The sequence below is a fragment of the Bradyrhizobium betae genome, assembly GCF_050632175.1.
GTDB lineage: Bacteria > Pseudomonadota > Alphaproteobacteria > Rhizobiales > Xanthobacteraceae > Bradyrhizobium > Bradyrhizobium betae_B.
In genome coordinates this window covers 6,658,977-6,681,428 of the sequence record NZ_CP192576.1, presented here as the reverse complement: position 1 = coordinate 6,681,428, position 22,452 = coordinate 6,658,977, and the positions used below count along the sequence as shown (strand labels likewise).

At 65.0% G+C, this 22,452-nt stretch carries 18 protein-coding genes, 1 tRNA gene and 3 pseudogenes; 10 read left to right on the top strand and 12 right to left on the bottom strand.

The window, feature by feature from the left end:
* Window positions 1–82 precede the first annotated feature (82 nt).
* Window positions 83–310 (bottom strand): hypothetical protein, encoded by a 228-nt coding sequence (locus ACQ86E_RS32145; protein ID WP_431203369.1) that lies wholly within the window; start codon window positions 308–310, stop codon window positions 83–85.
* Between the two features lie 318 nt (window positions 311–628).
* Here ACQ86E_RS32145 and ACQ86E_RS32140 point away from each other — a divergent pair, with 318 nt between their 5' ends.
* Both ACQ86E_RS32140 and ACQ86E_RS32135 read left to right on the top strand, forming a co-directional pair.
* Window positions 629–1,726 carry an AI-2E family transporter gene (locus tag ACQ86E_RS32140; protein ID WP_431203368.1) on the top strand — a complete coding sequence of 366 codons (1,098 nt, stop codon included), beginning with the start codon at window positions 629–631 and terminating at the stop codon, window positions 1,724–1,726.
* Between the two features lie 137 nt (window positions 1,727–1,863).
* Window positions 1,864–2,256, top strand: a complete 393-nt coding sequence (locus tag ACQ86E_RS32135; protein ID WP_431203367.1) for an NUDIX hydrolase — start codon at window positions 1,864–1,866, stop codon at window positions 2,254–2,256.
* A gap of 524 nt (window positions 2,257–2,780) precedes the next feature.
* Here ACQ86E_RS32135 and ACQ86E_RS32130 read toward each other — a convergent pair.
* On the bottom strand, window positions 2,781–2,978 hold the full coding sequence (locus tag ACQ86E_RS32130) for a hypothetical protein (protein ID WP_431206621.1): 198 nt from the start codon (window positions 2,976–2,978) through the stop codon (window positions 2,781–2,783).
* Window positions 2,979–3,312: 334 nt separating this feature from the next.
* A complete protein-coding gene (locus ACQ86E_RS32125) occupies window positions 3,313–3,483 on the bottom strand; it encodes a hypothetical protein (protein ID WP_431203366.1) in 171 nt (56 codons plus the stop codon).
* 270 nt (window positions 3,484–3,753) lie between these two features.
* Here ACQ86E_RS32125 and ACQ86E_RS32120 point away from each other — a divergent pair, with 270 nt between their 5' ends.
* Window positions 3,754–4,422 carry a hypothetical protein gene (locus ACQ86E_RS32120; protein WP_431203365.1) on the top strand — a complete coding sequence of 223 codons (669 nt, stop codon included), beginning with the start codon at window positions 3,754–3,756 and terminating at the stop codon, window positions 4,420–4,422.
* An 8-nt stretch (window positions 4,423–4,430) separates the two neighbouring features.
* Here ACQ86E_RS32120 and ACQ86E_RS32115 read toward each other — a convergent pair whose 3' ends face one another.
* The 5 genes and pseudogenes from ACQ86E_RS32115 to ACQ86E_RS32095 all read right to left on the bottom strand — a co-directional run bounded on the left by ACQ86E_RS32115 (window position 4,431) and on the right by ACQ86E_RS32095 (window position 9,504).
* Window positions 4,431–4,673 (bottom strand): hypothetical protein, encoded by a 243-nt coding sequence (locus ACQ86E_RS32115; protein ID WP_431203364.1) that lies wholly within the window; start codon window positions 4,671–4,673, stop codon window positions 4,431–4,433.
* 315 nt (window positions 4,674–4,988) lie between these two features.
* Complete coding sequence (locus ACQ86E_RS32110) at window positions 4,989–5,270, bottom strand: hypothetical protein (protein WP_431203363.1); 282 nt, start codon at window positions 5,268–5,270, stop codon at window positions 4,989–4,991.
* Window positions 5,271–5,683: 413 nt separating this feature from the next.
* Window positions 5,684–5,759: transfer RNA gene (locus tag ACQ86E_RS32105), tRNA-Lys, on the bottom strand.
* Window positions 5,760–6,040: 281 nt separating this feature from the next.
* Window positions 6,041–8,705 (bottom strand): annotated as a pseudogene (locus ACQ86E_RS32100) (glycosyltransferase).
* A gap of 214 nt (window positions 8,706–8,919) precedes the next feature.
* Window positions 8,920–9,504: a beta-1-3, beta-1-6-glucan biosynthesis protein gene (locus ACQ86E_RS32095; protein WP_431203362.1), complete on the bottom strand. Its 585-nt coding sequence runs from the start codon at window positions 9,502–9,504 to the stop codon at window positions 8,920–8,922.
* Window positions 9,505–9,729: 225 nt separating this feature from the next.
* Between ACQ86E_RS32095 and ACQ86E_RS32090 the strand changes: the two are divergent.
* A pseudogene (locus ACQ86E_RS32090) lies at window positions 9,730–11,393 on the top strand (beta-(1-6) glucans synthase).
* Here the strand turns inward: ACQ86E_RS32090 and ACQ86E_RS32085 are convergent.
* Both ACQ86E_RS32085 and ACQ86E_RS32080 read right to left on the bottom strand, forming a co-directional pair.
* Window positions 11,353–11,697, bottom strand: coding sequence for a hypothetical protein (locus ACQ86E_RS32085; protein WP_431203361.1), 345 nt, complete (start codon window positions 11,695–11,697; stop codon window positions 11,353–11,355). The pseudogene ACQ86E_RS32090 and the gene ACQ86E_RS32085 overlap by 41 nt on opposite strands.
* A gap of 150 nt (window positions 11,698–11,847) precedes the next feature.
* Window positions 11,848–13,197: a hypothetical protein gene (locus ACQ86E_RS32080; protein ID WP_431203360.1), complete on the bottom strand. Its 1,350-nt coding sequence runs from the start codon at window positions 13,195–13,197 to the stop codon at window positions 11,848–11,850.
* 170 nt (window positions 13,198–13,367) lie between these two features.
* Here ACQ86E_RS32080 and glmU point away from each other — a divergent pair, with 170 nt between their 5' ends.
* Complete coding sequence (gene glmU / locus ACQ86E_RS32075; protein WP_431203359.1) at window positions 13,368–14,723, top strand: bifunctional UDP-N-acetylglucosamine diphosphorylase/glucosamine-1-phosphate N-acetyltransferase GlmU; 1,356 nt, start codon at window positions 13,368–13,370, stop codon at window positions 14,721–14,723.
* 47 nt (window positions 14,724–14,770) lie between these two features.
* The gene (locus ACQ86E_RS32070) at window positions 14,771–14,956 is read left to right on the top strand and encodes a hypothetical protein (RefSeq protein WP_431203358.1); all 186 of its coding nucleotides are present in this window, start codon (window positions 14,771–14,773) and stop codon (window positions 14,954–14,956) included.
* Between the two features lie 6 nt (window positions 14,957–14,962).
* Here the strand turns inward: ACQ86E_RS32070 and ACQ86E_RS32065 are convergent, their stop codons facing one another.
* Window positions 14,963–15,193, bottom strand: coding sequence for a hypothetical protein (locus tag ACQ86E_RS32065; RefSeq protein ID WP_431203357.1), 231 nt, complete (start codon window positions 15,191–15,193; stop codon window positions 14,963–14,965).
* A 219-nt stretch (window positions 15,194–15,412) separates the two neighbouring features.
* On the opposite strand from ACQ86E_RS32065, the pseudogene glmS reads away from it, so the two are divergent.
* The 4 genes and pseudogenes from glmS to panE all read left to right on the top strand — a co-directional run bounded on the left by glmS (window position 15,413) and on the right by panE (window position 20,217).
* Window positions 15,413–17,240: pseudogene (glmS, locus tag ACQ86E_RS32060) on the top strand (glutamine--fructose-6-phosphate transaminase (isomerizing)).
* An 89-nt stretch (window positions 17,241–17,329) separates the two neighbouring features.
* Window positions 17,330–18,100, top strand: a complete 771-nt coding sequence (locus tag ACQ86E_RS32055; protein WP_431203356.1) for a DUF502 domain-containing protein — start codon at window positions 17,330–17,332, stop codon at window positions 18,098–18,100.
* A 106-nt stretch (window positions 18,101–18,206) separates the two neighbouring features.
* Window positions 18,207–19,064 (top strand): DUF1932 domain-containing protein, encoded by an 858-nt coding sequence (locus tag ACQ86E_RS32050; protein ID WP_431203355.1) that lies wholly within the window; start codon window positions 18,207–18,209, stop codon window positions 19,062–19,064.
* 223 nt (window positions 19,065–19,287) lie between these two features.
* The gene (panE, locus tag ACQ86E_RS32045; protein WP_431203354.1) at window positions 19,288–20,217 is read left to right on the top strand and encodes a 2-dehydropantoate 2-reductase; all 930 of its coding nucleotides are present in this window, start codon (window positions 19,288–19,290) and stop codon (window positions 20,215–20,217) included.
* Here panE and recG read toward each other — a convergent pair.
* Window positions 20,214–22,322 (bottom strand): ATP-dependent DNA helicase RecG, encoded by a 2,109-nt coding sequence (recG, locus tag ACQ86E_RS32040; protein ID WP_431203353.1) that lies wholly within the window; start codon window positions 22,320–22,322, stop codon window positions 20,214–20,216. The two genes, panE and recG, sit on opposite strands and share 4 nt — an antisense overlap.
* Window positions 22,323–22,452: the final 130 nt, after the last annotated feature.

Sequence of the window (22,452 nt, the reverse complement as noted above, 5' to 3'; positions counted from 1 at the left end):
CGGGGGCGGCAACGATTGGCTCACGAGTGTGATCAAGAGCTGTCAGCACCAATTCGGATTATCGGTAGTGGCCGGGGCAGCCTTACCACCCCGCGCCGGCCCAGCGCCGGCCGAACACCGGCGGCTTGGTCTTCACCGCCTGCCAGCCGAAGAAGTGATGCTTCCCCGACCAGGCGTGCACCTCGCCGCTGCAGATGCTGCATTTGAACTGGCCTGAATGCGGCTCGACGTGCTCTTCCCGTGTCGCGGTGTAGTTCATGCTGCAACCGGGGCAGGTGAATTCTTCGATCGTCCAGATGCTGTTGGCCATGGCACCGAAAGTGTTCTTGGGGACTTTGACCCGAAGCGTAGGTGCGAGCTTTTGCAGCCGCGTAAACCGCCCTGCAGAAATCCGGTTAATCGGCGTTAGCCAAAGCAGGCTGCCGGATGTTGCTGGATTTCCGGCCTGCAGCGGCCCGCGTGGTAAGGCGCGGGCTTGGGCGGTCTTGGCGGACCATGAGGGCCGGGTGCCGCCGTGGTCCGGCCGCTTGCGCGCCGCGCCCCCGGTCGCCTTGACGCGGGATGCGGGGCTGGCAATAACGGCTCCCCGCAAGTGCCGGAACCCGCGTCAAATGCCGCAAGGAAAGCCGTGGCCGTGAAAAGTCTCCGTCAACTCCTGACGGGAGAGGACATCATCCAGCTCGTGATCCGGCTCGGCCTGCTTGCCCTGCTGATCATCTGGACCTTCCTGATCATCCGCCCGTTCGTGCCGATCCTGGCCTGGAGCGGCGTGCTCGCGGTCGCGTTCTACCCGGCCTTCAGCTGGGTCGCCAGGATGCTTGGCGGCCGGCCCAAGACCGCCGCCGCCATCCTTACCCTGATCACGCTCGGCATCGTCATCGGTCCTGCGACCTGGCTCGGCCTCAGCGCGGTCGACGGCGTCCGTGAGCTGGCGCACCAGCTCGGCACCGGCGATCTTGCGCTGCAGTCGGCGCCGGAGCAGCTCAAATCCTGGCCGGTCGTCGGGCCCTGGTTGTTCGACCTCTGGGAGCAAGCCTACGCCAACATCCGCGCGGTGCTGCGCGAGATCGCGCCGTATCTGCAGCCGCTGGCGGGACCGCTGCTGTCGCTGGCGGGCGATGCGAGCCTCGGGACGCTGCAGTTTCTCGTCTCGGTGTTCGTGGCCGGATTCCTGTTTCCGCACGGGCCGCGGCTGGTTGCGGCCAGCCGCGGCTTCCTGTTTCGCATCGTGCCCGAGCAGACCGAGCATTTCCTGGGGCTTGCTGGCGCAACCATCCGCGCGGTGGCGCAGGGCGTGATCGGCGTCGCGATCGTGCAGGCGCTGCTGGCCGGGATCGGCTTCAAGCTCGCGGCGGTGCCGAGCGCGGGCCTGCTGGCCTTCATCGTGCTGCTGCTCTCGATCGTTCAGATCGGCGCCTTCCTGGTCCTGCTGCCCGTCATCATCTGGATCTGGACCGCCAAGGACGTCACCACGGCGCTGCTGCTCACGGTGTTTCTCGTCCTGGTCGGCTTCATCGACACCATGTTGAAGCCGCTGGTGATGGGGCGCGGCCTCACCACGCCGACCATCGTGATCTTCGTCGGCGTGATCGGCGGAACGCTCGCCCACGGCATCGTCGGCCTGTTCATCGGGCCGATCATCCTGTCGGTGGCCTGGGAGATGATGATGGCCTGGATCAGGACAGAAGACCGGGCGGGGGCGGGGAAGCCGGCAGTCGAAGGCTGATTCCTGCCGAGCAGGCCGCGATCTGCCCGCCGTGTCGAGAAGGGGTCTTGCGGCTTGTGATCAACGGGCCGCCGGAACTTGTCTATTCGACTAGACAAGTTACGATAGGACGATTCTGTTTTCCATTTACGGCAGCAATGGCGAAGTCTTCCAAGCTGGTTGCCGCGAAACGCGGCAAGGTTTTGTTGGTCAGGCGACGGTCGGACGGCCTGTGGATGTTCCCGGGCGGCCGCAAGCGCGCGCGCGAGTCCGACAAGGACTGCCTGCGCCGCGAGATCAAGGAGGAGCTGCCCAAGCTGAAGCTTGGCAGGATCAGCCTCTGGAAGGAAGTGAAGGCCAGGAACAAGCGCTCCGGCCGCAAGATGAGCGACGCGATCTTCATCGCCAAGGGTGCCAAGGGCAGGCTGGCGATCGGCGACAAGAAGGAGATCGACCGCGCCGTGTGGCAGAAGCCCCGCGGGATCCGCCTGACCCCGACCTCGCGCTATATCCGCGATCGTCTGTTTCCGAGGAAGTCACGCAGCCGGTGAACGGGGCGGCCGTTGACTTGGCAGGTAGGTACCGAGTTGCACCTTACTCGGATCGGCCCGCTGTTCGCCTGCGGCCCTCGGACGGGCGGGATGTCGCGGCCGGTGCCTCCGGGGCAGCGCGCCTCGCTGCCGCGGCCTCGCGCAGTTCCTTGCGGACCTTGCGTGCGTCGCGCATCGCGCGCTTGATGAAAGGATGTTGCGAGTCCTCGGCGAAGAACAGCACCACCTCGCAACCTGGACATTGCCTGGTATAGCCATCCTGCAATCGCCCGGCGTGGTCTCGAAACACGCCCTTGCAGCGCGTACATTGAATCTGGACGGAACTCATCGGACAACAATGATCAATGGAAATGGATCGTCAGGTGAGCCCAAAGGTCTGAAGAAAGGCTGAATGGTCAGGTGAGCCGACCCCGGTCTCGCGACCGCACGTGATCACCCCACACATGATAGGCCGCAGGCATCGCGCTTCGGTGCTGATCCGACCGCAGCTATCGCTTGAACTATTGCTTGAACTATTGCTTGAACTATTGCTTGGCCGCGATCGCATCGAGGCAGTGGTTGAGATAGTCGGTGCGATCGCGCGGCAGCACCTTCTCGAGATCCGCCTTGAGCGCGCATTCGCGCTGGCGGATCTGCTCGGCCTGCCGCTTTTCGGCCGCCTCCCGAAATTCGGGAGCGACCTTGCTCGGATCGACCAGCGGCTGCGCGCGGGCAGGGGCCATTGCAAGCAGCGCGATAGCGGCGATGAAGATGAAAATGGTGGGTCTCAAATGAGCCTCCGTAAAAAGGCTCAAGCTAACGCGCGTCGTTCGATCACACAAACAATAGACGCGGGGGGGGCCGGTCAGATGTTCTGCACGTTGGCGGTCATTGGCGCTGCCGTGTGAAGCAGTTCACAAACGCCCGGCGCGATCGCTGCTATCAAAGGGCCATTGCTCGACCAGCCGATATTTCACCAATCGACATTTATCGATCGATATTTCGAAAACGCCCCAGCGCTCCACCAGGCGCTGGGGTTTTTCACGCCAGACGTTGGAAGACCCGGAGCGTGCGCGGTTAGGCGGCCTGCTCCTCGAACGATGTGTAGACCTGGCCACCGGGATCAACGACCTGAACGTCCCAGCACCCGTCCTCGACAAGCTCCCTGGCTTTCTTGAGGGCGGCGGCCAGTGACGGCCGCTTGAGGCTGACGACTCCCGCCGTGTCGAAACCGCTGATTTCAAACATGCCGTTCCTCCCGATTTTCGTGAATCCTACACCTTCTGTGGGCGTTGTCTGCACCTTTGTGGTGCGTCGAGGCAGGCGGCCCATGATCGATTCTGTCGCACACACTCCGTATTCGACCGGAGTGGCCGGGCTTGGCGGGCGCTACGTCGCTAACGTGGAATTAAGCCGAAAAGCACACAATTTTCGACAGTTGTAAGTGAGTGCTGCGTAAAGGAGGCGTCGTGAGGACGTTCCGGCGTCGGCCTCCTTTTGCCCGCTCATTTGAGGTCAATGCCCGTGACCACGACATCAGAAGCGCAATGCCTGGTCGAACAGTTCGACCCCGCCGCACTTGCAGCGGCAGCTGCCGCACCCGACCCTGCAGTTCCGGAGGCTCCGGAACCGATCAAGCGGTCCAGCCGGACATCGATCCTGGCACTGTCGGTGTGTGCCTTGGCCATCAACGGCTCGGCGGCCATCTATACGTTGCCGTCTGATTTTTCATCGCTGAGCATCGGCAGCCTTGCGGAAATGCTTCCGCGACTGGAGGCTTACGCGCCAAAACCGGATCCGGTCATTGTCGCCTTGAAGGAGATCCAGTCGGCCCAGCAGCAGCACACCGCCTCTCTCCTCGAGAACAACCGTGTCTTGCAGCAGAATGCGGCTCGGACACAGCAGGATTCCACGGTGCTGCTCTCTCTGCGACAGAGCGTCACCGACGAACGGGTCGACGTGAAGAAGGTCTCGTCGCAACTGTCCACGCTCATCGCGAAGGTCGACTCGCTGCAAAACGTGATGGTGTCGGATGTCACGTCCTCCATCCGAAGAGCGAACGCGCGTTACGGACTGTCCGCGGCGATGCGCAAACGGATGGTTCGGCAGTCGAAATCGGCAGGGCCTGTTTCGGTCGGCGGCGCGCCGCTGAGCGTCCCGGCCACGGTGTCAGCCCCGGAAAGCTGAAGCTTGCGTCACTTCGAGGCTTGATCGATCTTGTGCCCGAGATGCCCGGTGTCGTGGTCGCGGCGCAACTGGCTTAGCGAGGTCTCGTTCAACTGGGCCAGCACTTCGCTCAGCGTCGTCGTATCCGGATAGCCGGCTGCGAACCCCTTGCCGTAGATCTTGCGCAGCGTGCCGACCAGCGTGTTGCCGTGCTTCTTGCCGATCGTGCCATCCTTGTCGCGGTGGCGGCCGTCGAGGCCCGGTTCCTTCATGTCGCTCTCCCTGGGGTTGCGTCTTGCGCGCAAGGGCAGCGTGCGCCCATTGGGGGGATTGGCAACGGCGTGGGGAGGGGGGCGGGTCAACCAAAGGGACGCCGCTTCCAGATATTTAGGTGCAGTCCAGCACTGTCACCGTAATCCCTCCTTCCAAAAAGCGCATGCGCGCTATGGATTCTCCGCCGCGATGCGCAAGTGGAGGGTGCGGCAGTCGAAGCCTGCCGGGCCGGTTTCGGTTGGCGGAGCGCCGCTGAGCGTGCCGTCGACGGCGCCGGAGAGCCGAGGATCTGGAAGCCCTCTTTCCAGAATTCGCTAATTGGCGGTGCTGCCGCTCTTGGCCTTGGAGGAATGCTTCACCGCGGGTTTTGCCGGCTTCTTGGACGCATCGTCGCCGCGGGCGGCTCCCCACGGATCAACCGCCTTCTGGTTGGGAACATTGTTGAGGGAGCGTTGATAGGCGCGCTCAGCCCGAATGTCGTCCGCCTTCTGCGACTCCGTCTTATCCGTCTGTTCGCCGTACATTGGAACATGGTCCTGCGCCAGCGCGGGGGCGGTGATCAGGCCAAGCATGACGGCGGCGGCGACCTTGCGCATCGAGAAACTCCCGGTTCGGCGACGAGCATAACATCGCGTCGATTGCGGCATCAATGCTGCGGAGCGCGAGCTGGGTATGACGATGATCCGCCTCATGGGGCGACACCTGGAATGGCGTTGACACTGCACTTAACAGGCAAGGTCCGCAGTTACCTGACGGAGGCGCGCGCTCGAATGGGACCGTTTGCAGGCAACAATCAATTCCGCGCGGCGCTACGCCTTTTGAGCGGTCTCCGCGTAGCGCGTGGGGCGCATTCGGACACCTGCTTGAGAAGACGCTCACGCTTCAAGTGACTGGCGGGGCCGGTTCGTGAGATGTATTCGAGAGCCCGCATTTCGCTTCGTAAGGGCTGCCCGAGTGCCGTTTTCGGAAGCCAAGATCTCCGACGTTCGACCTGAATTATCGATTTTGATGGTGAGCGCGCTGGGGCTCGAACCCAGGACCCCGTGATTAAAAGTCACGTGCTCTACCGGCTGAGCTACGCGCTCCCATGGCCGCTGATGGCTTTGCGATCGATCGCCATCGTCTCCGGACATTCGAGAAGCATGACTTGCCGCTGCGCTCGACTTGCGTCGCGGGGAAAACCGGCTGTTTCCGGATCATGCTTTCGGCCCGCGCTGTGTAGGGGGATGGGGCGCCGAGGTCAATAGCAGGGGCGGTTGCCGAAACTCGCGGCAGCGGCGGGGATTCGCTCGCGCCGTCCGCAGCTTAAGGGCAGATTTTCAACCCGGCTGACGGGCCGTCATCCACGCCGAACTGCGCATCCCCGTCACTTCACCTCGCGGCGAACCTCGCTCGGAACCGGCTGCGGCGTGCCGACGGGTGTCGGCAGGGCGACCGGGCGCAGGCCGATCAGCTCTGCGGTGCGGATCGCGCTGTCGCGCCAGAACTGGAACGAGTTGATGCGGCTGAAGCTCGAGGATGGCGATCGCCACCGCCGCCAGGAATGGCAGGCTCTGCAGCACCAGGACGCCGGCGAAGATGTAGATCTCGGTGATCTGCCGGAAGCTGTTGGACGCGATCAGCACGCCGGCGCCGATCAGCAGCAGGGCGCCGATCACAGCCTCCCAGAACGCCTGGAACTCGATCGACATCCGGGACAGGCCGCCCTTGGAGGTGCGCGCGAACGCGATGTGCTCGGTGATGAGGCCCTGCGCCACCGCGCGCGACACCGTCCACTGCACGCTCATCGCGGCGATCATGGCGCCCAGCATCTGGCCGGGTTTGATCGCGACGCGCGCGCGGTACATCGACAGGAAGTGCGCGAGCGAGACGATGAAGGCACCGATGATCGGCAGCGTCAGGATCTTGTCGGGGATGGCGATGTCGGCGAAGGCGACGATCGGCACCCAGATGAGATTGAGCAGCGCCACGACCACGCCGAGGCTTTCGGCGCCGAGCCAGTTCAGCCAGCCCAGGCCGTATTCGTGCTTCTGGTCGGACGTCAGCCGGCTCTTGCCGGGCAGGAATTGGCGCCAGTGCTTCTTGACGATCTGCAGGCCGCCATAGGCCCAGCGGTGACGTTGCTTCTTGAAGGCCTCGTAGGTGTCGGGAAGCAGGCCCTGGCCGTAGCGATGATTGGTGTAATGGGTGGTCCAGCCGAGTTCCTGGATCGCAAGGCCGAGGTCCGAATCCTCGCAGATGGTGTCGCTCGACCAGCCGCCGGCCATGTCCATCGCGGCCCGGCGGATCAGGCACATCGTGCCGTGCACGATGATCGCGTTGACCTCGTTGCGCTGGACCATGCCGATGTCGAAGAAGCCGGCATATTCGCCGTTCATGATGTAGTGCATGATCGACAGATCGCCGTCGCGATGTTCCTGCGGGGCCTGCACCAGGCCGACGCTCGCGTCGGCGAACGCCGGCACCAGGTCCTTCAGCCAGTCGGGATCGACGACGTAGTCGGCATCGAGGATGCCGATGATCTCGGCATCGACGGCGGTGCGGTCCATGGCGATGCGCAGCGCGCCTGCCTTGAAGCCCTGCACCTTCTCGGCGTTGATGAACTTGAAGCGTTCACCGAGCGCGCGGCAATGGTCCTGGATCGGCTGCCAGAACGCCGGATCCGGCGTGTTGTTGATAATGACGACGCATTCGTAGTTCGGATAGTTCAGCCGCGACAGCGCATCGAGCGTCTGCTTGAGCATCTCCACCGGCTCGAAATAAGCGGGAATGTGGATCGAGACCTTGGGGCAATAATTCTCGGGCACGTTCTCGACCGGCTTGTCCTTGCCGAGCAGCCGCTGCGGCGGCCGGCCGAAGGCGACCGCTGCGATCTCATCGATTCGCGCCATCGCAATGAGGACGAGCGGGACAAGCAGGATCATGCCGAGCGTCAGGGCAAAGGCGGAGCCGAAGATGAAATAGTGCCCGTTCCAGAACGCGAACACGGTCGCCGCCCAGGCGCCGACGCCGTTGGCCGTCGCGGACAGCAGGAATGCCTGCCGCGCGGTCGGCTGCTGGATCCGCAGGATCGGCAGCGACAACAGGATGCCGACCAGCAGCGCGATTCCCATCAGCTTCCAATAGTCGGGATTCTCGACCGGGCCGGTCCAGGCGAACTTCGGCTCGCGGCTGGCGTTGAGGATGCCCCAGTAGGGACCGACGCCGCCTTCGAAGTATTTCCAGGGCTGATCGATGGCTTCGACGATGTTGTATTCCATGCCAATGGCTTCGGCGCGGCTGACGAAGTTGCGCAAGGTCAGCGCCTGCTGGAACGGACCCGGATCGGCGTTGCGCAGATTGTAGCCGGCACTCGGCCAGCCGAACTCGGCGATCACGATGCGCTTGCCGGGGAACAGGTTGCGCAGCAGATTGTAACGGTCCACGGCCTGGTCGACGGCCTGATCCGAGCGGAAGTTTTCCCAGTAGGGCAGCACGTGGGCGGCGATGAAATCGACATTGGAGCCGAGGTCGGGATTATCGCGCCAGATGTTCCAGATCTCGCCGGTCGTGACGGGCACGCGGACCGCGCCCTTGACCTTCTTGATCATGTCGATGAGGTCTTCGATCTTCTGCTCGCCGCGATAGATCACCTCGTTGCCGACGACGACGCCGTTGACGTTGCTGTTCTTGCGGGCGAGCTCGATCGCGGCCTTGATCTCGCGCTCGTTGCGATCCGGGTCCTTGTCGATCCAGGCGCCGACCGTGACCTTGATGCCGAATTCGGCGGCGATTGGCGGCACCAGCTCGTTGCCTTCCGTCGCCGAGTAGGAGCGGATGGCACGCGTGATGGTGGAGAGCTTTTTCATGTCGGCGCAGATCTTGTCGGGATCGACGTTGTTGTCGACGACATGGCCGGGTTCGAACGGAGTGTAGGAGAGGCTCGGCAGCAAGCCCTTGAAGTCCGGCGCGGGTTCCTTGTCGCGCAGGACTCCCCAGATGCCCGCGTGGAGCGCGGTCACGAGCAACAGAACGGCGGCGACAACGCGCATCGCGGCTAAACCAAAAGGGGCTGGGGTGGCAGGGAAGCGGATCCGACCCCGAGATCCGACCGAGTCCGCGGCAAATGGAGCATACCTCTGCCGCGCCGTTTCACAACTGCCATGGCCTCATGACGGTATGAGGGCATGGCTCCTTGCAAACGCGCGGCAGTGCCGACGATAGCTATCGCCGATCGTTCATGAACGGCGGCTGAAACGATCGCGGCTATTTTGGGGGCGCCGGTGTCGGGCTTGCCGCGGGCGAGGGGCTGGCGGCCGGCTGCGGCTGTGCGCTGCCCGACGTCGGCGCGGCCGGCTGGGAAGCTGCGGCCGCAGCCTGCTGCGGCTGGGAGGCCGGGTTGATCCAGCAGGCGTGCACACGGCTGTCCAGGGTCTCGGCGACCTTGGGATCGATCTGGCCGCCGAAGCGGGTCAGGCAGCGGAACGCCGCCTGGATGTGGCCGCCGGGGCAGCCGAAGCGGTCGTAGAGGTCGAGATGGCGGAACGCGGTATCGAGGTCGTCGCGCCACATCAGCCGCACCACGCGCCGGCCGAGCCAGACGCATTCGGGATTGCCGGCCGGGCCGTTGATGACCTGGGCGGCTTCGGCGAACTCGTCGGTGCGGCGCTGGTTCTGGGCGGCGTCCTTGGCGGCGGCGGCGTCGGCGGGCTGGGCGGCGGCCTTGCCTTGGTCGGGGGCAGGCGTCCCGCTCTGGGCGGAAGCGCCGCCGAGACTGACCATCACGACCAGCGAGGAGGCGGCCAACTGCCGCACGACCGCATTTCGAAACTGACGCACCCGTTGCCGCATGAATTCCCCGATATCTCCGCTGACCGCCCGCGTCAGGACCCCCGCGGACGCGTCGGTGATGGCGTCCAAATGGGTCTCCAATGGGGCGGAAAAGTCCCGCAAAATCCCATGACCTGTATTTCGAATTTTGTCCAGCAAAGTCACGCTCCTAGGCCTTGGTCGAACAGCCGCAGCCGAATTCACCGGGGGAGGAGCGGATCCGGTCGCCCGTTACCCCCTTGGCAGATGGCGTGCGAGCAGGTAATCGACGGCGCTTCGCGGAGGATGGAACCGATTTCACTTCGTACGCCACTGGCGCTTCTGCTCGTCTCACTGGGCGCGATTGCCGCCGCGTGGTGGTGGCTTGCCACACCGATCACGCTCGCGCGCGCACCGATCGATCCCAGCGACAAGGTTCAATGCGTCTCCTATGCGCCGTTCCGCGGCGAGCAGTCGCCGCTCAACGCATGGACCCATATCGAGGCCGACCAGATCGAGCAGGATCTGCGCCAGCTGAAGGAGATCACCGACTGCGTCCGCACCTATTCGATGGAGAACGGGCTCGACCAGGTGCCTGCGATCGCGGCGCGGATCGGCGGATTGAAGGTGCTCCAGGGCATCTGGCTCTCCAGCAACCGCAGCAAGAATTTCGAGCAGGCCGCGCTCGCGGTCCGCCTCTCCAAGGATTTCCCCGGAATCATCACCAGCATCATCGTCGGCAACGAGGTGCTGCTGCGCGGCGAGATGACGACGGCGGACCTCGTCTCCATCATCCGCTCGGTGAAGGCGCAGGTCAGCGTGCCCGTGACCTATGCCGATGTCTGGGAGTACTGGCTGAAGAACCGCGAGATCTATGACGCCGTCGATTTCGTCACGATCCACATCCTGCCCTATTGGGAGGATGTTCCGGTGAAGGCGAAATTCGCCGCCGCCCATGTCGAGGCGATCCGCGAGCGGATGGCGGTGGCATTTCCGGGCAAGGAAATCCTGATCGGCGAAACCGGCTGGCCGAGCGAAGGCCGTATGCGCGAGGGGCGCTGCCGTCGCGCACTAATCAGGCCCGCGTGGTCTCGGAAATCCTCGGCCTGGCGAAAGCGCTGAAGTTCCGCGTCAACCTGATCGAGTCCTACGACCAGCCGTGGAAGCGCCAGCTGGAAGGCACCGTCGGCGGCTATTGGGGCCTCTACGACTCGGTTCGCCGCAACCTGAAATATCCGCCGGGCCAACCGATCAGCAATTTCCCGTACTGGAAATGGTACATGGGCGCCGGCATGGGCCTGTGCGTGCTGGTGTTCGCCGTCGCGGGTCTGACGATGCGGCGGCGGCCCTGGACGCCGCGGCTCTCGGCCTGGCTCGGTGTCGCCGTCTCGGCGACGTCGGCGGGCATCCTGCTCGGGGTCGGCGCCGACAAGATGTACTATGAGAGCTACGGCTGGGCGGGCTGGCTGCATTGGGGCGCGCTGCTGCTGGCCGGCATCCTGTCGCCGATCTTCTGCGCGCAGGCGATGGTGATCGGCCGCAGCCTTCCGACTTTCCTCGATCTGCTCGGGCCGCGCGAGGGTCGCAAATGGTCGAAGCTGACCGCCGTGCTCGGCCTGACGCTGGCGGTGACCGCGGTGATCGCGGCGCAGACCGCGCTCGCCTTCGTGTTCGACCCGCGCTACCACGACTTCCCCTACGCATCGCTGACGATGGCCGTGGTGCCGTTCGCGCTGCTCACGCTGAACCGGCCGCAGATCGGCCAGCGCCCGATCGCGGAGTCCGTGTTTGCCGGGGTGCTCGCGCTGTCGGCAGTCTATGTGCTCTTCAACGAGGGCCGCGACAACTGGCAGTCGCTGTGGACCTGCGCGATCTGTCTCTTGTTCGCGCTCACGCTGTGGCGGGCGCGGGCCGAGCAAATCCAAGAATGAAGAGGCCGATCGCAAGGCCCGCCAGCACCACGTTGTAGAGCACGATGCCGAGACCGGCGGCGATGATGCCGACGGTGAGCAGCACGATCGACGGCCGCATCAGGTTGAGCGTCGCCACCACCAGCGCGACAATGCCGAACACCGAATTCTTGAACAGCACCGTCGAGACCGAGCGCGCCTTGCAGATCATCGTCTGCAGGCCGGCGTCGCAGGCCAGCCCAACCTGCGAGTTTTCGATTCCGAGATAGCGCAGGTAAAGCGCATAGCCGACCGAAGCGAAGCCGACGACGATCAGGAACTGCACCTGGTAGGGCGTGAGGCGGAAGGGCTTTTTGTCATGGGCGCAATATGGTCGGGATGGCCGGAGGGGGCAACAGGAGAGAGAGCTTTTTCCGCGCGCGCACGAAAGACGTTCAGCCGATTGCACTGATGGATGAAAGGGCGTTGGGAGCGCCTACCGCCTGAAGAACGACGACAGCGTCGAACCCGCCGACGCTTCCGGCTTGGGAGGTGCGGCTGGCTGTGCCACGGGCGCAGGCGCGGGCTCTTCGCGCTTCGACGAGCGCTTGGAGGAATAGCCGCGGTGGCGCTTGTCCGGCTTGGCGGCGGGGGCGGGCGCCGGGGCGGTCTCGGCCTGCGGCGCCGCGTCCTGGTTCTTGTCCGCGTTCTTGTCCTGAACCCTGTCCTGCGTCTTCTCCTGTGTCTTGTCCGAGCCGCGCAGCGACAGGCGCTGGCCGTCGAACACGGTGGTCTCGCAGTGACGGTCGTTCTCGGCAAGGCCCGCGCAGAGCTTCGCGGCCGCGGCGGCGTTGACGAGCGGGCCGGCCCCGAGGCGCAGCTGCATGCCGAGGCCGGTGGTGCCTTCCTTGATCATGATGATCGGCCGCAGCGCGGCGATCTCCGGATTGGATTTGGTCAGGCCGCGCCAGAGCGCACGCAGGCCGTCGATCGAATTGGCGCCGCCGAGGTCGATCGCAAAGCGCGTCTGCTGAACTGAGATCGCCGGTGACTCGGTCTCGGCTGCTTCGGACGGCTTGGCTGCTGCGGCCGCGACTTCAGTCGAGGCGGGCACCGGCTCGGGCTTCTTCTCGACCGACTTCTCGTTTGGATCGGGCTGAACCAGTCTGGATGCGGCGGGATCAGGCGGCGCCATCATCGACTTGGAGGGCACCAGCGGAAGCATCGGCAGGGCCGACGTCGTTGCCGGGGCCTGCGATACGAGCGACGCGGCAGAAGCGGTTTGCGGCGGCGGGCTCGACGGCTCCTTTGCAGCCTCCTTGACGCTGTCCTTTGCCGGCTCCTTCGATGCGCGCGGCTTGTCGGTGGACGGCGCCGGCATCGAGGCGACCGGCGCGACGCTGGGCGCTGCAGGCGCGGACTGCGCATCAGGTGCCGGCGTGTCCTGCGGCTTCGCGACCTGCTTGGCGATGGCACCGGTGACGGAATCGAGCCCTTGCTCCAGTACGGTGACGCGCGAATAGAGCCGGTCGCGATCGGTGTTCAGGGTCTCGATGGCGGAGGCGAGGCGGCGGGCCTCGTTCTGGCTATCCTTGGTCAGCGCCTGGAGCCGGTCGGCCTGGCGCGCCAGATCGGCGGCCGCGATCTGCTCACGGTGCCAGCCGAGCTGGGCCTGGTTGGACATGACCGCGACGGTGATCGCGACGATGGCGGCAAAGCTCCACGAGCCCAGCCGCCACATCGTGCGGCGGTCGAACTCGTTTTCCTCGGCCAGGAATCCGGAGAACAGCCCGCCGGTCTCCTTGTCGCCGAAGGCGTCCGCCAATGGGTCGGAATCCTTTGCCATGAACGTTTAGTGCCCAGCCCCGAACAGCTTCCCCGAATCAATCAGGGAACATTAACAGGAAAAGCGTGTCGCACTTGAATTCCGGGCGTTTGCGGGGGTAGCAAGGCAAGCAGCTCATGACGCCGCTGGCCCCGCCGCCCATTGATTCGGCCGCATCTGACAGGATTTCGATGACCGTCCGCTCCAGCCTCACGATCGTGCTCGCCGCCGGTGAAGGCACGCGCATGCGCTCCCAACTGCCGAAAGTGCTGCATCCGGTCGCCCACCAGACGCTGCTCGCGCATGTGCTCGCCGCAGCACCGAAGGGAACCGGCACCTCGCTCGCCGTCGTGATCGGCCCCGACCATCAGGCTGTCGCGGATGAGGCGAGGCGCATCCGGCCGGACGCGCTGACCTTCGTGCAGAGCGAGCGCCTCGGCACCGCGCATGCGGTGCTGGCGGCGCGAGAGGCCATCGCGCGCGGCGTCGACGATCTGCTGATCGCGTTCGGCGACACGCCGCTGATCTCGGCCGAGACCTTTGCGCGGCTGCGCGTGCCGCTCGCCGGAGGTGCTGCGATTGCCGCGCTCGGCTTTCGCGCCGCCGATCCCACCGGCTACGGCCGCTTCATCGTCGAGGGCGATCGCCTGGTCGCGATCCGCGAGCAGGCCGATGCCAGCGCCGAGGAGCGCAAGATCGATCTGTGCAATGCTGGCGTGATGGCGATCGACGGCCGCCGCGCGCTGGCGATCCTCGACAAGATCGGCAATGCCAATTCAAAGGGCGAATATTATCTGACGGATGCGGTCGGCATCGTCCGCGAACAGGGGTGGGAGTCCGTGGTGATCGAGACCGGCGAGGACGAGGTGCGGGGCATCAACACCAAGGCGCAGCTCGCCGAGGCGGAAGGCGTGATGCAGGCGCGGCTGCGCACGGCCGCGATGGAAGCCGGCGTGACGCTGATCGCGCCCGAGACGGTTTATCTGTCCGCCGACACAGTGTTCGGCAAGGACGTGACGATCGAGCCGTTCGTGGTGATCGGCCCCGGCGTGTCGATCGCCGACGGCAGCGTGATCCATTCCTTTTCGCACATCGTGCAGACTACGCTCGGCAAGAACGTCTCGATCGGACCTTATGCGCGCTTGCGGCCCGGCACCTCGCTCGGCGACGGCGCGCGGATCGGCAATTTCGTGGAGACCAAGGCGGCGACGCTGGAGGCCGGCGTCAAGGTCAACCATCTCTCCTACATCGGCGATGCCACCGTTGGCGCCAATTCCAACATCGGCGCCGGCACCATCACCTGCAACTACGACGGCTTCAAGAAGCACAAGACCATCATCGGACAGGGCGCCTTCGTCGGCACCAACTCCTCGCTGGTGGCACCTGTCAGAATCGGCAACGGGGCCTATATCGGCTCCGGCTCGGTGATCACGCGCGACGTGCCCGACGATGCGATGGCGCTTGAGCGCAACCCGCAGACCATCAGGGAAGGCGGCGCCGCGCGTTATCGTGAAATGAAGACGAGCGGCAAGAAGCCGGAGAAGTGAGCGGCCGAGCCTCAGCCATTCCTCCGTATCGTTAGGGCGGCGCGCTCGTGGACCAGGACACCTATATATTCGACTTTTTTGTCCAGCACGTCATCACGCCGCCGGGACGATGGGTGCTGGAACAGATCGGCGTACGCCACCCGCAAGAACACGAATTGGCATCCTTGTTCATCGGAATAGCGTTCTGGGCCGTCGCTGTTTTCCTGGGGTTTGCCCTGGTGCTGGGGTGGTGAGGTTCGCTAGTCGTCGTCGGCGACGTCCGAGAACATCGCGCGGTTCAAGCGCCAGCCGCGCCCTCTGGCGCGCTTGACCGGTTCGCCGGCAGCCTGGGTGACGAGGACAGCCTTGCTTTCCTTGCCTCGCTCCATGCTGCGCTGAGGCGGCGGCCAATGGGCCAGATGCGTGCCGGTGGTTTCGCTGGCGCGCACCATTGTCGATGATAGACCTTTGCGGTCGGATGAGCCTTTCATGGCGATATCTCCCAGAGAGGGAATCGTTGGTCAAATTCATTGACAAGGCGTTAATCGATGCGTCTCGTCGCCGGCCAATTCGACGCAGGTGAAACTGGCTCGATCTGGCGCTGTCTCAATCAGCAATAATTATTGAGTATCTGGTTCGTTACGAACTTCGCTAAAAACCGAGCGCGTCGTTTAGGCGATTTTTCGACGATTTGGGGGATATTGATCCGCATGTGCGGGATTGTCGGCATTCTCGGGCGCGAGCCGGTTGCAGAGCAATTGGTGGATCTCGCTCAAACGTCTTGAATATCGCGGCTATGACTCCGCGGGCGTCGCCACGCTCGAGGGCAAGCATCTCGAGCGCCGCCGCGCCGAGGGCAAGCTGAAGAATCTGGAGAAGCGGCTCGAAGCCGAGCCGCTCAAGGGCACGACCGGCATCGGTCATACCCGCTGGGCCACCCACGGCAAGCCCACCGTCAACAACGCCCACCCGCACGCGACCGAACGTGTTGCCGTCGTTCATAACGGCATCATCGAGAACTTCCGCGAACTGCGCGAGGAGCTCGAGAAGAAGGGCACGGTCTTCCACACCCAGACCGACACCGAGATCGTGCTGCATCTCGTCGACGATCTGCTGACGCGCGGCAACAAGCCGGTCGAGGCGGTGAAGCTGACGCTGGCGCGGCTGCGCGGCGCCTTCGCGCTCGGCTTCATCTTCGCCGGCGAGGACGATCTGATGATCGGCGCCCGCAACGGTCCGCCGCTGGCAATCGGCTATGGCGACGGCGAGATGTATCTCGGCTCCGACGCCATCGCGCTCGGACCGTTCACCGACACGATCAGCTATCTCGAGGACGGCGACTGGGTCGTGCTGACCCACAAGAGCGCGACGATCTTCGACAAGGACGGCAATGCCGTCCAGCGCGAGAAGATCAAGCACGCCGCCTCGACCTCGCTGGTCGACAAGGCCAATTACCGCCACTTCATGGCCAAGGAAATCCACGAGCAGCCGGAAGTCGTCGGCCACACCCTGGCGCGCTATGTCGACATGGCGACCGAGCGCGTCGCGCTGCCGGTGAAGCTGCCGTTCGACTTCAAGAACATCCAGCGCATCAACATCACGGCGTGCGGCACCGCCAGCTATGCCGGCTTCGTCGCGAAATATTGGTTCGAACGCTTTGCGCGCGTGCCGGTCGAGGTCGATGTGGCCTCCGAATTCCGCTATCGCGAGGCGCCGCTGCGCAAAGGCGATCTGGCCATCTTCATCTCGCAATCGGGCGAGACCGCCGACACGCTGGCCGCGCTGCGCTATGCCAAGGCCGAAGGCGTGCACACGATCGCCGTCGTCAACGTGCCGACCTCGACCATCGCGCGCGAGAGCGAGACCGTGCTGCAGACGCTGGCCGGCCCCGAGATCGGCGTCGCCTCCACCAAGGCCTTCACCTGCCAGCTCATGGTGCTGGCAAACCTCGCGATCGCGGCCGGCAAGGCCCGCGGCGAGCTCTCCGACGAGGACGAAACCAAGCTGGTTCATGGCCTCGTCGAGATCCCGCGCCTGATGTCGGATGCGCTCACCACCGAGCTGCAGATCGAGAAGCTGGCGCGCGAGATCGCAAAATCGCGCGACGTGCTCTATCTCGGCCGCGGCACCAGCTTCCCGCTGGCGCTTGAAGGCGCGCTGAAGCTGAAGGAGATATCTTACATTCACGCCGAGGGCTACGCCGCCGGCGAGCTCAAGCACGGCCCGATCGCGCTGATCGACGAGACCATGCCGGTCGTCGTGATCGCGCCCTACGACCGGGTGTTCGAGAAAACCGTCTCCAACATGCAGGAGGTGGCCGCGCGCGGCGGCAAGATCATCCTGATGACCGACGCCAAGGGCGCGGAGGAGGCGACGGTGGAATCCCTCGTCACCATCATCATGCCCGACATGGCCGCGGCGTTCACGCCGATGGTCTATGCCGTCCCGGTGCAGCTGCTCGCCTACCATACGGCTGTCATCATGGGCACCGACGTCGACCAGCCGCGCAACCTCGCGAAATCGGTGACCGTGGAATAGGCAGAAGGGATCCGGCCGGAACGCTAGGTGGTCTTCAAAAACCTGCTAGAAGACCCTAGCTTGACTGCAGCGACCGACCTGGAACCCGAATGACCGCCCGCGACGACACGCCTGCGCCGCTTGATCCCGCGCCCGAACCGCATACCGGCCTGATGGGCCGATTCCGCAATTACTTCCTGACCGGCCTCATTGTGACGGGGCCGATCGCGATCACCTTTTATCTGGTCTGGTGGTTCGTCACCTGGGTTGACGGCGTGGTGCGGCCGTTCGTGCCGCTGGCCTATCGGCCGGAAACCTATCTGCCTTACGTCATTCCCGGCTGGGGACTGATTGTCGCATTCTTCACGCTGACACTGGTCGGATTCCTCGCCGCCAATCTGATCGGCCGGACGCTGGTCGATCTTGGCGAGACCTTCCTCGGCCGGATTCCGGCGGTCCGCGCCATCTATCGCGGCCTGAAGCAGGTGTTCGAGACGCTGTTCTCGGGCAAGGGCTCGAGCTTTCGCAAAGTGGGTCTGGTCGAGTTTCCCTCGCCGGGCATGTGGTCGATCGTGTTGATCTCGCAATCGCCGAACGAGGAGGTCGCGCGCAGCCTGCCGGGGCAGGAGGAGCATGTCTCGGTGTTTCTGCCGTGCTCACCGAACCCGACCACGGGCTTCTTTTTCTACGTGCCCAAAAGCAAGATCGTCGAGGTCGAGATGAGCACCGAGGATGCCGCGACGCTGATCATGTCGGCCGGCGTGGTGCAGCCGGGCGCGGCGCCCGACCCGAAGAAAGCGGCGGCGCTGGCGGGCATGGCGAATGCCGCGCGCATTGCCAATGCCTCCGCGCTGCAGCCCGAGCCTGCGAAGGCGGAATAAGGCCATTCCCGCGCGGGGTGGCGGTCGGTCACGCAGGCGTTCGCATCCTCTGCTAGTGTTCCGGTTGAATTGAGCGCCTCGCTCGGAATTCGACCTGGAGTGCACGATGTCCAAAACCATTGCGATCCTCGCGCCCGGCGCCATGGGCAGCGCGGTGGCCCGCCGGCTCGGCGAGAACGGCGCGCGCGTGCTGACGTCGTTGAAGGGGCGGAGCGAGGCGACGCAAAAGCGCGCGGCGGATGCGGGCATGATCGGCGTCGAGGACGACGCGATCGCGGAGGCCGACATCATCCTTTCGATCGTGCCGCCAGGCGAGGCGGTTGCGCTGGCCGAGCGGCTGGCGGCACTGGTCATCCGGCGCGAGAAGAAGCCGGTCGTGGTCGATTGCAATGCCGTCAATGTCGACACCGTGCAGCGGATCGAGGAGATCATCGGGTCGGCGCAGGCTCCGTTCGTCGACGGCGGCATCATCGGCTTCCCGCCACAGCCCGGGGCTAAGAGCCCGGCGTTCTACCTGTCGGGCGAGCACGCTGGCGACGTTGCGGTGCTGAAGGATTTCGGTCTCGACGTTCGGATCGTCGCGGGGCCGGTCGGCGCGGCCTCCGCGCTCAAGATGTCCTACGCCGGCATCGTCAAGGGCCTCGCCGGCATCGGCTCGGCCATGGTGGTCGCGGCCACGAAGGCGGGCGCCGCAGACGCGCTACGCGACGAACTCGCGCTGAGCCAGCCCGCCGTTCTGGCCCGGCTCGAAGTGGCGCTGCCGGACATGATCCCGAAGGCCTATCGCTGGGTCGCGGAGATGCGGGAGATTTCCGGCTTCCTCGGCCCCGATCATCCCGCCAGCCAGATCTACGACGGATTTGCGCGCTGGTTCGAACATCTCGCTGACGACGCGAAAGGCGAGGCGGTGGAGACGGAGTTGATGAAGGCATTCGCCGCGGGGATCGCGCGAAAGAAGAACTGATGGTCAGGCGACCACTCACTGTGCCCTGAAATCGAGTCCCGCCGCGGGGAAGAGGTAAGCTTCCAAGCAGGGTCCATCCACTCGTCATTGCGAGCGCAGCGAAGCAATCCAGAGTCTTGCCACGGAGGGAGTCTGGATTGCTTCGCTGCGCTCGCAATGACGGGGAGGAGACGTCGCGGGTGCCATCTGTTATTGTTTTTGCTGAAGCGGAATGGGAGTTTGAATGAGACTGCTCGTGATCGGCGCGGGAGCGCTTGGAGGCTATTACGGCGCTCGCGTGGTCAGGGCCGGCGGCGACGTGACCTTCCTTGTTCGCGCGAAGCGCGCCGAGCAACTGCGCCGGGATGGGTTGCGGGTCGTGAGCCCGCATGGCGACTTTGCCGTGCAGCCGAAACTCGTCGTGGCTGACGATCTCAAGGAAACGTTCGACGTCGTGCTCGTCGGCGTGAAAGCTTATTCGCTCGACGACGCCATGAGCCAGTTTGCGCCGGCGGTCGGTTCCAGCACGATGATCCTGCCGATCCTCAACGGGCTGAAGCATATCGACGCCCTGACCGCGCGGTTCGGCGCCGCCCGCGTCCTCGGCGGGCTCGCGAATGTCAGCGCCGGGCTCGATGCGGAGGGGCGCGTCGTTCAATTCATGGCCAATCAGACCATTGTCTTCGGCGAGATCGATGGTTCGCTGAGCGAGCGTGCGCTCGCGCTGGAGACACTGCTCCACGTCCCCGGGATCGACGTGCGCGCCAGCGAAGCGATCATGCAGGACATGTGGGAGAAGTTCGTCCAGCTCTCAACGCTCGCCGGCATCACCTGCCTGATGCGCGCGAGCATCGGCGACATCCTGGCTGTGCCTGATGGTGAGCAGTCGATTTTCCGCCTGTTTGCCGAATGCTGCGCCGTCGCGACGGCTTCGGGATTCGCGCCGCGCGCGCCGTTCATCGAGTTCGATCGAAAACTCTTCACCACCCTGGACTCGCCGCTCAAGGCCTCGATGCTGCGCGATATCGAGCGCGGTTCGATCACGGAGGCGGAGCACATCCTCGGTGATATGGCCAACCGGGCCCGTGCGCTCGGCATCGACACGCCGCTGCTGGATCTGGCGCGCGCGCATGTGGCGGCCTACGAGGTCGGGCGCCGAAGAGCTGCAGGCTAGCCGGCTCCGATCAGCGGGATCGCCTCGTCCCGCTCGTAGAGATAGAGCAGGCAGCGCAGCGCCTCGCCGCGCTCGCCCTTGAGCTTCGGATCGTCCTTGAGGATCCGCAGCGCCTCGTCTCTCGCCTGGGTTATGAGCTGGCCGTGGATCTCGGGGCGCGCGATACGGTAGCCGGGCAGGCCGCTCTGGCGCACGCCGAGCACGTCGCCTTCGCCGCGCAGCTTCAAATCTTCCTCGGCGATGCGAAAACCGTCGGTGGTCTCGCGGATCACCTTCAGCCGCGCCTTCGACATTTCGCCGAGCGGCTCGGAGTAGAGCAGCAGGCATGTCGAGGCTTCCGAGCCGCGTCCGATCCGGCCGCGCAGCTGATGCAGCTGGGCAAGGCCGAAGCGTTCGGCGTTCTCGATCAGCATGATGGTGGCGGCCGGCACGTCGACGCCGACCTCGACCACGGTGGTCGCAACCAGCAGGCCGATCTCATGGGCGGCGAACTGGCCCATGACGCGGTCTTTTTCCGTGCCCTTCATCTGGCCGTGCACGAGCCCGACACGATCGCCGAAGCGCTTCTGCAGGTTCTCGAAGCGCTTGGTTGCGTTGGTGAGGTGCTCGGTGCCCTCGGCCTCGGATTCCTCGACCAGCGGACAGATCCAGTAGACCAGCTTGCCCGCCTCTAATGCGCGGCCGATGCTGTCGGTGACCTCGCCGAGGCGGCTCATCGAGATGGTGCGGGTCTCGATCGGCTGGCGGCCGGCGGGCTTTTCGCGCAGCTCAGAGATGTCCATGTCGCCGAAATAGGTCAGCACCAGCGTGCGCGGGATCGGGGTTGCGCTCAGCACCAGCACGTCGACCGCTTCGCCTTTCGACGTCAGCGCGAGGCGCTCGCGCACGCCGAAACGGTGCTGCTCGTCGACGATGGCGAGCGCGAGATCATGGAAGATCACGTCGTCCTGGATCAGCGCGTGCGTGCCGACGAGGAGGTCGATCTCGCCGTCGGCCAGCTGCGCGATGATCTCGCGCCGCTCCTTGCCCTTTTCGCGGCCGGTGAGGATCGCGACCCGCATCCCCGCGCGCTCCGCGAGCGGCGCGATGGTCTTGATGTGCTGGCGCGCCAGGATTTCGGTCGGCGCCATCAGCGCGGCTTGCTTGCCGACCTCCGTGACGGCGGCGGCAGCGAGCAGCGCCACCACGGTCTTGCCGGAGCCGACGTCGCCCTGCAGCAGCCGCAGCATGCGCACAGGCTGCTGCAGATCATTGGCGATCGCCGCGGCCGCTTCGCGCTGGGACAGCGTCAGCGCATAGGGCAGGCCATCGATGATCTTGTTGCGGAGGTGCCCGTCGCCGGCGTTGCGTACGCCGGCCGGGCGGCGCAGCTGCGCGCGGATCAACGCGAGCGCGAGCTGGCCGGCGAGCAGCTCGTCGAAAGCGAGGCGGGACCAGTAGGGCTTTTCGGGCAGGATGTCCGTAAGCTCGACTGGCTGATGCACGCGATTGAGCGCTTCCGTGATCGACGGGAAGCTGCAGCGGCGCATCACCTCCGGGCTGATCCATTCGGGGAGGGCCGGCAGCTTCAGAAGCGCCTGGCCGACTGCGCGGCGGAGCGAGCCGAGCGCGAGGCCTTCGGTCAGGGGATAGACGGGGTCGATGCCCGAGAGCTTCGAGATCGCCTCTTCGTCCAGCACGCGATCGGGATGCACGATCTGCGGAATGCCGTCATACGTCTGCAGCGTACCGGAGACGTAGCGCTTCTCGCCGACAGGCAGCAGCTTTTCGACATAGCCGGGCTTGGCGCGGAAGAAGGTCAGCACGACATCGCCGGTGTCGTCGCTGGCATAGACCAGGTAGGGCGCGCGCGCGTTGCGCGGCGGGGGCGGGCGGTGACGGTCGACGGTCACCTCCAGCGTCACCATGGTTCCCTGGACGGCATCGCGAATCTTCGGCCGTGCCCGGCGGTCGATGACCTGGCTCGGCAGATGCAGCAGCAGGTCGACCAGCCGCGGCGTCTCGTTGCGGCTGAGCAGGTACTGCAGCAGCTTGTCCTGCTTCGGACCGACGCCGGGCAGGCTGGTCACGGGAGCAAACAATGGATTGAGCAGGCTGGGGCGCATTCCATCTTTTCAATGACTGGGGATCGCCGGGTCAAGTCCGGCCGTGATGGTCCCCGAACATTTGCAATAACAAAGGGCTGACACGACCGGTTCGAGTGGCTATATCACCCCGGCCCGGCACGTCCGGGCT

Coding starts and splice junctions, on each gene's coding strand:
- ACQ86E_RS32050 (WP_431203355.1), top strand. CDS start 18,207: ATGTCCAAAACCATTGCGATCCTCGCGCCCGGCGCCATGGGCAGCGCG.
- panE (WP_431203354.1), top strand. CDS start 19,288: ATGAGACTGCTCGTGATCGGCGCGGGAGCGCTTGGAGGCTATTACGGC.
- ACQ86E_RS32115 (WP_431203364.1), bottom strand. CDS start 4,673: ATGAAGGAACCGGGCCTCGACGGCCGCCACCGCGACAAGGATGGCACG.
- ACQ86E_RS32080 (WP_431203360.1), bottom strand. CDS start 13,197: ATGGCAAAGGATTCCGACCCATTGGCGGACGCCTTCGGCGACAAGGAG.
- ACQ86E_RS32095 (WP_431203362.1), bottom strand. CDS start 9,504: ATGCGGCAACGGGTGCGTCAGTTTCGAAATGCGGTCGTGCGGCAGTTG.
- ACQ86E_RS32135 (WP_431203367.1), top strand. CDS start 1,864: ATGGCGAAGTCTTCCAAGCTGGTTGCCGCGAAACGCGGCAAGGTTTTG.
- ACQ86E_RS32110 (WP_431203363.1), bottom strand. CDS start 5,270: ATGCGCAAGGTCGCCGCCGCCGTCATGCTTGGCCTGATCACCGCCCCC.
- ACQ86E_RS32125 (WP_431203366.1), bottom strand. CDS start 3,483: ATGTTTGAAATCAGCGGTTTCGACACGGCGGGAGTCGTCAGCCTCAAG.
- ACQ86E_RS32130 (WP_431206621.1), bottom strand. CDS start 2,978: ATGGCCCCTGCCCGCGCGCAGCCGCTGGTCGATCCGAGCAAGGTCGCT.
- recG (WP_431203353.1), bottom strand. CDS start 22,322: ATGCGCCCCAGCCTGCTCAATCCATTGTTTGCTCCCGTGACCAGCCTG.
- ACQ86E_RS32055 (WP_431203356.1), top strand. CDS start 17,330: ATGACCGCCCGCGACGACACGCCTGCGCCGCTTGATCCCGCGCCCGAA.
- glmU (WP_431203359.1), top strand. CDS start 13,368: ATGACCGTCCGCTCCAGCCTCACGATCGTGCTCGCCGCCGGTGAAGGC.
- ACQ86E_RS32065 (WP_431203357.1), bottom strand. CDS start 15,193: ATGAAAGGCTCATCCGACCGCAAAGGTCTATCATCGACAATGGTGCGC.
- ACQ86E_RS32145 (WP_431203369.1), bottom strand. CDS start 310: ATGGCCAACAGCATCTGGACGATCGAAGAATTCACCTGCCCCGGTTGC.
- ACQ86E_RS32120 (WP_431203365.1), top strand. CDS start 3,754: ATGCCCGTGACCACGACATCAGAAGCGCAATGCCTGGTCGAACAGTTC.